This window comes from Idiomarina sp. UBA4206 (assembly GCF_002383015.1).
Lineage (GTDB): Bacteria > Pseudomonadota > Gammaproteobacteria > Enterobacterales > Alteromonadaceae > Idiomarina > Idiomarina abyssalis.
In genome coordinates this window covers 9,475-17,482 of sequence record NZ_DFTS01000045.1, presented here as the reverse complement: position 1 = coordinate 17,482, position 8,008 = coordinate 9,475, and the positions used below count along the sequence as shown (strand labels likewise).

Sequence of the window (8,008 nt, the reverse complement as noted above, 5' to 3'; positions counted from 1 at the left end):
TGCGTCAGCGGTAACCATTCACTTTGTCATGCCGGAAACGCGGGGGCGCCGCTACGATGTGCGTATGCGGAACACCGGCAGCACCTATTGGTCAGTGCTTCGCGATCTGTCTTTTCTTCGTTATTCGTTAACAGGTGCTATCGCTCAGTCGGGTCTGTTTGCTTACATCACTGGTTCGCCGAAAATGTTTATAGAAGTTTTCGGTCTTTCGCCAACTCACTACAGTTGGTTATTTGGTCTGAATGCTATTGGTATTATCGGGCTTTCTCAATTAAATGGTTGGTTGTTGAAGTACCATTCCTCTCGCAAAATTCTTAATGTTTCTTTGCCTATGCTGGCAATAGTTTCGGTCATAATGTGTGTTATGGCTTACTTAAATGCGAGCTTCTGGGGAATTTTGCTGCCTTTATTCGCCTATATTTCAACGCTTGGTTTGGTTTTCCCCAATGCTATGGCCGGGGCTTTGGCAGAACAAAAAGAACGGGCGGGCTCAGCCTCGGCGGTAACCGGTAGCTTACAGTTTTTAATTGCGGGTTTGGTGTCTGCCGGAGTGAGTCAGGCTGGTTCTTTTACTGACTACGCTATGGCGTGGGTGATAGGTGTGGCCGGCTTACTAGCGGTTATTGCATACCGCGTAATGCGCCGGCCCGAATAGCTTTTTTAGTTATAGAAAGTCGGTGCTGCAGGCCCAACAGGGAAGCCGAACACAAACACCCAGAGGAAGAAGAGTACTGACCAACCGACAAAGAAGACCATAGAGTATGGCAGCATCATGGCAATCAGGGTTCCTATACCCAGGTCCTTCTTATAACGAGCGGCGACTGCCAATATCAAACCGAAATAGCTCATCATAGGGGTAATGATGTTTGTTACCGAGTCACCAATACGGTAGGCGGCCTGAATAACCTCCGGCGAGTAGCCAATCAGCATGAGCATAGGTACGAAGATAGGCGCAGTAATAGCCCACTGTGCCGAAGCCGAGCCCAGCATTAAGTTAACGAAACCGCAAACCATAATGAAGAACAAGAAAATGATAGGACCGGTCATGCCAATATTGGTCAGGAACTCGGCTCCGTTAATGGCAAAAATGGTTCCGAAGTTAGTCCATTTAAAGAAGTTGACGAATTGTGCGGCAAAAAACACCAACACAATGTACATGCCCATAGTACTCATACTGTGCGACATAGCGTCAATGACATCACGGTCGGTTCGCATGGTTTCAACGGTGCGACCATAAACGTAACCCGGAATGGCAAAGAAGAAGAAGATGTAAACCACAACGCCCTTGAGGAACGGGGAGCCTGTGACTTCACCGGTTTCAGGGTGGCGCAGAATGCCCCATTCAGGCACGACCGTTAACGCCAGAATGCCGGCGAGAATCAACACACTAATACCAGCGTAAATTAGCCCGCGTTTTTCCTGTTTGGTTAAAGGATCCATTGAAGATTGATCGGATAAATCAATAGAAGCTTCGTCTTTGTTGTATTTGCCCAGTTTTGGCTCAACAATTTTGTCTGTGATCAAAGCACCCATAATGGCAATCAAGAAGGTGCTGACCATCATAAAGTACCAGTTGGCTTCGGCGCCGACGGTATAGCTTGGGTCGATTATTTTAGCGGCTTCTTCGGTAATGCCCGACAGTAAAGGGTCAACCGTTCCAATTAACAGGTTGGCACTGTAACCGGCAGAGACGCCGGCAAAAGCTGCTGCAAGACCAGCCAGGGGGTGACGACCCAGTCCATAAAAAATCATGGCAGCAAGAGGTACCAGAACCACGTAACCAAGCTCGGCCGCGGTATTGGAAACGACACCGGCGAAGACCACAGTAACGGTAATAAGACGTGGCGGGGCCTTCATGACCAGTCCGCGCATGGCGGCTGAGATTAAGCCCGAACGTTCAGCAACGCCCACACCCAAAAGAGCAACCAAAACCGTACCTAAAGGCGTGAACCCGGTAAAGTTAGTGACCAGGTTGGTCACAATGCGCTGTATTCCTTCAGCATTCAGTAAGCTGACGGCTTTAATAACGGTTTCGCCGTCTCTGGGGTCAATTGCGCTGACACCGAAGTAAGCGGCAATACCACTAATGAAAATAATGAAGAGGCAGAACAGAGCGAATAAGGTAATTGGGTGGGGTAACAGATTACCGAGCCACTCAACGGTATCAAGAAAACGGGTAAACCAACCGCGCTTGCTGGTTGCGTTGTAGTCGTTATTGGGAGACTGCATAACTCACGCCTTTATTATAAGTTTTTAAACCAGCGCAAGATTCTAGCATAAAAAAAAGGCGCCGCTGAAACCAGGGCGCCGTTTTTACTGAGAGGTTAGCGATTATGCCGCTTCACCTTTCTTTAGATTTTTTAATGCGTAATCAAACGCTGCTTTACCGGCTAACAGATCTTCCGGAGCAAAGTCATCAACATTGATGGTACGTAAGCGACCCGCTTCAGTGCGTTCTAGTAACGCAACTTCATCGTCGCTCAGTACGCCCAGCTCTTTACCTTTAGCACCAATTTGGTCTAACTGAGTAAAGCTAAAACGTTTACCGGCGGCTTTGCAGACTTTGTCGTACAACGGCTCGGCAGCAATGACGTCTTGCAGTGTTTGCTCAAGGAAACCGAAGTGACCTTCAGGGCTCAGGAACTGACCTTCGCCTAAGCGTGTGCGTACGTCATTAGGTGACATCAGCATACGGGCAATTTTGTGATCGTTCTTGTCTGAAGGACGTTTAGCAATGCGGCCTAACGGGTACATTACTGCACGCATGAAGCTACCAACACCACCAAAGTTTGCCAGCATTTCTAACTGTGCTTCCTGCAGCTTATGCAAGGTATCCTGCATAGCCCAGTGAACTAACGGCAGGTCTTCTTTAATGCGGCCCTGGTCATGGAAACGCTTCAGAATACAAGAACCAATGTACAAGTAGCTAAGCATGTCGCCTAAGCGTGCAGAAACGCGCTCTTTGCGTTTGAGGCTGCCACCCAGTTTACCCATAGCAATGTCTGACAATAATGCCATGTTGGCACTAAAGCGGTTCATCTGCTGATAGTATTTACGGGTTTCGTCGCTTGCCGGAACAGAGCTCAGACGGTGACCACCAAAGCCATAAAATACCGAGCGAACGAAATTACTCATGGCAAAGCCAATATGACCAAATACGGCTTTATCAAACTTTTTCAGAGCTTCAGGCCCTTGCTCCGCTGATGCTTCCATTTCTTTTAAAACAAACGGATGACAGCGGATGGCGCCCTGGCCGTAGATCATCATGCTACGAGTCAGAATGTTGGCGCCTTCAACCGTAATAGCAACCGGGACACCCTGGTAACCACGGCCTAAGTAGTTATTCGGACCTAAACAAATGCCTTTACCACCATGGATGTCCATAGCGTCGTCCATGCAAGAACGTAACTTTTCAGTCATGTGGTATTTTGCAATGGCGCCAATAACCGAAGGTTTTTCGCCCAGGTCGATACCTTTGGTCGATAACATGGTGACAGCGTCCATCAGGTACGCGTTACCAGCAATGCGTGCCATTGGCTCTTCAACACCTTCCATTTTACCGATAGGCAATTTGAACTGACGGCGAATACGTGAATAAGCACCCGTTGCCAGAGCAATTGACTTAATGCCACCAGCGCTATTTGACGGCAGAGTGATTGAACGACCAACTGACAGACATTCAACCAGCATACGCCAACCTTTACCGGCGTTTTTCTGACCACCAATAATGTAATCTAATGGAACGAATACGTCGTTACCACGAATAGGACCGTTTTGGAACGGGACGTTAAGCGGGAAGTGACGGCGACCTATTTCAACACCTTTAGTGTCACGAGGAATAAGGGCACAGGTAATACCCAGCTCTTCTTCTTCACCAATAAGGTTGTCAGGGTCGTACATTTTGAATGCCAGACCTAGTACAGTAGCCACTGGTGCTAACGTAATGTAGCGCTTGTTGAAATTCAGCTTAATGCCGACAATTTCTTCGCCATTCCATTCGCCTTTACAAACCACACCTGAGTCAGGAATAGCACCCGCGTCAGAACCGGCTTCCGGGCTGGTCAGTGCGAAACATGGAATTTCGTCACCGCTGGCCAGGCGAGGCAGGTAATGGTCCTGCTGTTCTTTGGTACCATAATGCTGCAACAGTTCGCCCGGACCTAATGAGTTAGGTACGCCCACGGTTGAAGCCAGTACTGTACTCACGCCTGCCAGTTTCTGTAACACACGAGACTGCGCGTAAGCAGAAAACTCCAGACCACCGTATTCTTTCTTGATGATCATGGCGAAGAATTTCTCATCCTTCAGGTACTGCCAGACATGCTCGGGCATATCCGTTAGTTCGTGTGTGACTTCCCAGTCGTTCAGCATTTTACAGACTTCTTCACAGGGGCCTTCTAAGAAAGCTTTTTCAACAGCCGTTAATTCGGCCTTAGGTACGTCGTGAAGTTTTTTCCAGTCAGGGTCGCCGCTGAATAAGTCGCCATCCCACCATACGGTGCCGGCTTCCAGTGCATCGCGCTCGGTGTCAGACATGTCTGGCATAACCTTGCGATATGCGCTAAGAATAGGCTTAGTCAGCAGGTTTAAACGAATCGGTGCTAAGTTGAGTGGTACCAGCACAATGGCTAAGGTAACCCAGAGAACCGGGCCAACAATGTCGATTGCGCTACCAATAGCGAACATAATAACTAAACCGGCGCTGAACATGGCCAGGCTGGCTCGTTTGTAAATTAATGCAGCCGCAACTAAAACAGTAGCGACAATCCAAAGTGCAATACTCATAGTGTAATACTCCGACTTGGAGGTCTGACCAGTGATACTGTGCAAGTTAGATCAACGAGCGGTTATTTTCAAGCAAAAATTGAACGGGCGTTTGAATTTTGTTGTCAATATAAACGTCCAGTAGTAAATAAAGTGGAGAAGTGACAGTGAAAAGGACAGTCAGTTGGCTGGTATCCAGTGTTTTAGTAGGCAGTATGACAATGAGCTATGCCAGCGCCGATAACCATCAAAATGCCGAACAGCCTATCGAACAGTCAATGAAACCTTATCAGGCTGATTATTTGATCACGCGTGGTGATAGCGAATATGGGGAAGGCTATCGTTACCTGGAAGTGTCGCCTGAGGACGAATGGCAGTTGCGAACGAAGTCCGATATTTCCTGGTTTATTTTGTCCGATACGCGTGAAGCTCGCTCGGTATTTATTGTGGATGAAAAAAATAGCCGATTGGAACCGCGCGAATTTATTTATATGAGAACCGGAACGGGGTCGGATAAGTCCTTTCATGGCGAATTTATAGCGGATGAGAAGAAAGTCCGTAACGTTGATACCGGGCGCATGCTGGAGGTGAACTGGGAAGATGCCTTGTTCGATGAAGCCAACGTGACGGAACAGTTGCGTGTTGATTTAGCCAATGGTTCTGAAGTCTTCGAATACCGGCTTGTTGATGAAAAAGGGAACGAAGATGAGTACCGTTTTGAGGTATTAGCGCGAGACCAGCAGTTATCTTTACCTTACGGCAAGGTTAAAGCAATAAAGGTAGGGCGCATAAGGGATAATAACCGGCGTCAGACCTTTTTCTGGTTTGCGCCGGAGCTAAACTATGTGATGGTTAAAATGCAGCAGTTTAAAGAAGGTGACGAGCAAGCGACCATGTCGCTTAAGAGCTTGTCTATGTAAATTAATCTGCTGCGTAGCCTTGGGCGCCTAGCACTTCGCCATCGAGGGTGACGCGCCCACCTTCCAGTTTCAGACGCCCCTGACAGAACCAGTTAACCACCAGTGGATAAATACGATGTTCCTGCTCGTGAACCCGGGCCTGAATATCTTCTACCGTGTCGCCTTCGAAAATAGGAACCTTAGCCTGCAATGCGACCGGGCCCCCATCCAGCTCTTCTGTTACAAAGTGCACACTCACACCATGTTCGGTATCGCCTGCGTCCAAAGCTCTTTGGTGCGTATTCACCCCTTTGTATTTGGGTAACAAAGATGGGTGAATATTAAACATGCGGCCTTCGTAGTGGCGCGTAAATTCGCCTGTCAGAATACGCATAAAGCCGGCAAGTACGACCAGATCGGGCTGGTAACTGTCTATCAATGTCTTTAACTCAGCGTCATAAGCTTCACGAGAGTCAAACTCTTTGTGGCTTAACACTTCGGTATCAATGCCTTTAGACGAAGCTTTCTCTAAACCTTTAGCGGAGGCTTTATTGGAAATAACCGCAACAACTTTACCGGCGACTTTACCGTCTTCACAGGCCTTTTGAATGGCCTGCATATTACTGCCCGTGCCTGAAATTAGTACAACAATACGCTTCATTAGTGAGTCTCGTCGGCCAGAATGTCGACTTGCTCTTCACCTTCAGCTGCATTGGCAATACGGCCAATTTTCCAGGCGTCTTCGCCAGCATCGGTCAGAATGTGGATGGCTTTGTCTGCGTGCTCGTTTGGAACCGCAATAACCATACCCACACCACAGTTAAAGGTGCGGTACATTTCTTTCATGCTGACATTGCCGTTTTCTTTTAACCAGTCGAAGATAACCGGCCAGTCCCAGCTGTTGCCATCAATAACGGCTTTACTACCTTTAGGCAATACGCGAGGGATGTTTTCCCAGAAGCCACCACCGGTAATGTGTGACAACGCGTGTACCGGTACGTGTTTAATCAGTTCCAGAACCGATTTCACATAAATGCGTGTAGGTTCTAATAGGTGGTCTGCCAGTGTTTTACCTTGCAGGTGAGACTCTAAATCTGCGCCGCTGACTTCAATAATTTTCCGAATAAGCGAGTAACCGTTCGAGTGAGGACCACTTGATGCCAGGGCGATTAGAGCGTCGCCGTCGGCAACTTTAGTGCCGTCGATAATCTCTGACTTTTCGACCACACCCGTACAAAAACCAGCTAAGTCATAATCGCCGCCTTCGTACATGCCCGGCATTTCCGCGGTTTCGCCACCAATCAGGGCACAGCCTGATTGCTCACAGCCGTCACCGATACCGGCAACCACATCGGCTGCTACGTCAACGTCCAGTTTGCCTGTTGCGTAGTAGTCAAGAAAGAACAGAGGCTCAGCACCCTGTACAATAAGGTCGTTAACGCACATAGCAACCAAATCGATACCCACACCACGGTGACGTTTAAGATCGATAGCTAAACGCAGTTTGGTACCAACCCCGTCGGTTCCGGAAACCAGAACCGGTTGCTTATAACCCGCCGGAATTTCACACAGAGCACCAAACCCACCAATGTTACCCATGACTTCAGGGCGGTGCGTGCGCTTGGTAACGCCTTTAATACGTTCAACCAATGCATTACCAGCGTCAATGTCGACGCCCGCGTCTTTATAACTTAAAGAAGGTTTTTTATCGCTCACAGAATAATCCCGACTGGCAAAATTTGCGCGCAAGTTTAACACGATTCGTGGTACAAAAGGTAGCCTGAAGCCTTAGGTTATTACCTCGGGAGCAGCGCTTGGAGAGACCGTAAATTTATGACTGGTAAAAGAACTCGAATAATCCCTGCACAAACGTCGCATTTAGATGCGGTAACTGCGCTGGAAGCTCTTACTTTCCCCGAAGATGCTATTAGTAAGCGCAGCTTTCGGCGGTTCATTGAGTCATCCACTGCAGACTTTCATGTGTTGGTGGCCGATGCCCGGGTAATTGGCTATACCGTTGTTCTATACCGAAATAATACTAATCTGGCTCGACTCTATGCGCTGGTTGTCGATGAAAGCTGCAGAAGCCGGGGGTATGGACGGAGTTTGCTACAAACTGCAGAGGAGCTCGCGGATAAGCGACATTCACTGTTTCTGCGCACCGAAGTAGCCACCTCTAATACGGTTGCGCAACAGTTGATGAACAGTGAAGGGTTCCGTGCGATAGAACTGCGCGAGGCATATTTTCCTCCTTCATCTTCACAATCCACCGACGCATTAGTTTTACAAAAGCTGCTTCCCCGATATGAAATGGGCGAGGACTCCGGTGTGGGGGCAACGGATGG

7 protein-coding genes are annotated in these 8,008 nt (G+C 48.4%); 3 read left to right on the top strand and 4 right to left on the bottom strand.

Annotation, left to right across the window (positions count from 1 at the left end; genetic code table 11):
- On the top strand, nt 1-655 hold a 655-nt coding region (locus B3180_RS10515), incomplete at its 5' end, for an MFS transporter (protein ID WP_286844403.1).
- 5 nt (nt 656-660) lie between these two features.
- Here B3180_RS10515 and B3180_RS10510 read toward each other — a convergent pair.
- Together B3180_RS10510 and fadE are read right to left on the bottom strand one after the other, a co-directional pair.
- Nucleotides 661-2,229 carry an AbgT family transporter gene (locus B3180_RS10510; protein WP_222235500.1) on the bottom strand — a complete coding sequence of 523 codons (1,569 nt, stop codon included), beginning with the start codon at nt 2,227-2,229 and terminating at the stop codon, nt 661-663.
- Between the two features lie 102 nt (nt 2,230-2,331).
- Nucleotides 2,332-4,785 (bottom strand): acyl-CoA dehydrogenase FadE, encoded by a 2,454-nt coding sequence (gene fadE / locus B3180_RS10505; protein ID WP_286844400.1) that lies wholly within the window; start codon nt 4,783-4,785, stop codon nt 2,332-2,334.
- Nucleotides 4,786-4,931: 146 nt separating this feature from the next.
- On the opposite strand from fadE, the gene B3180_RS10500 reads away from it, so the two are divergent.
- The gene (locus B3180_RS10500; RefSeq protein ID WP_278358763.1) at nt 4,932-5,684 is read left to right on the top strand and encodes a DUF3108 domain-containing protein; all 753 of its coding nucleotides are present in this window, start codon (nt 4,932-4,934) and stop codon (nt 5,682-5,684) included.
- Between the two features lies 1 nt (nt 5,685).
- On the opposite strand, the gene purN is transcribed toward B3180_RS10500, so the two are convergent.
- Both purN and purM read right to left on the bottom strand, forming a co-directional pair.
- Nucleotides 5,686-6,324, bottom strand: coding sequence for a phosphoribosylglycinamide formyltransferase (gene purN, locus B3180_RS10495; protein ID WP_278355596.1), 639 nt, complete (start codon nt 6,322-6,324; stop codon nt 5,686-5,688).
- Entirely contained in the window at nt 6,324-7,379 is a 1,056-nt protein-coding gene (gene purM / locus B3180_RS10490) for a phosphoribosylformylglycinamidine cyclo-ligase (RefSeq protein ID WP_199494580.1), read from the bottom strand. Before purM ends, purN begins: the two co-directional genes overlap by 1 nt.
- A gap of 117 nt (nt 7,380-7,496) precedes the next feature.
- Here purM and B3180_RS10485 point away from each other — a divergent pair.
- A partial coding sequence (locus B3180_RS10485) for a GNAT family N-acetyltransferase (protein WP_286844397.1) occupies nt 7,497-8,008 on the top strand: 512 nt, incomplete at its 3' end.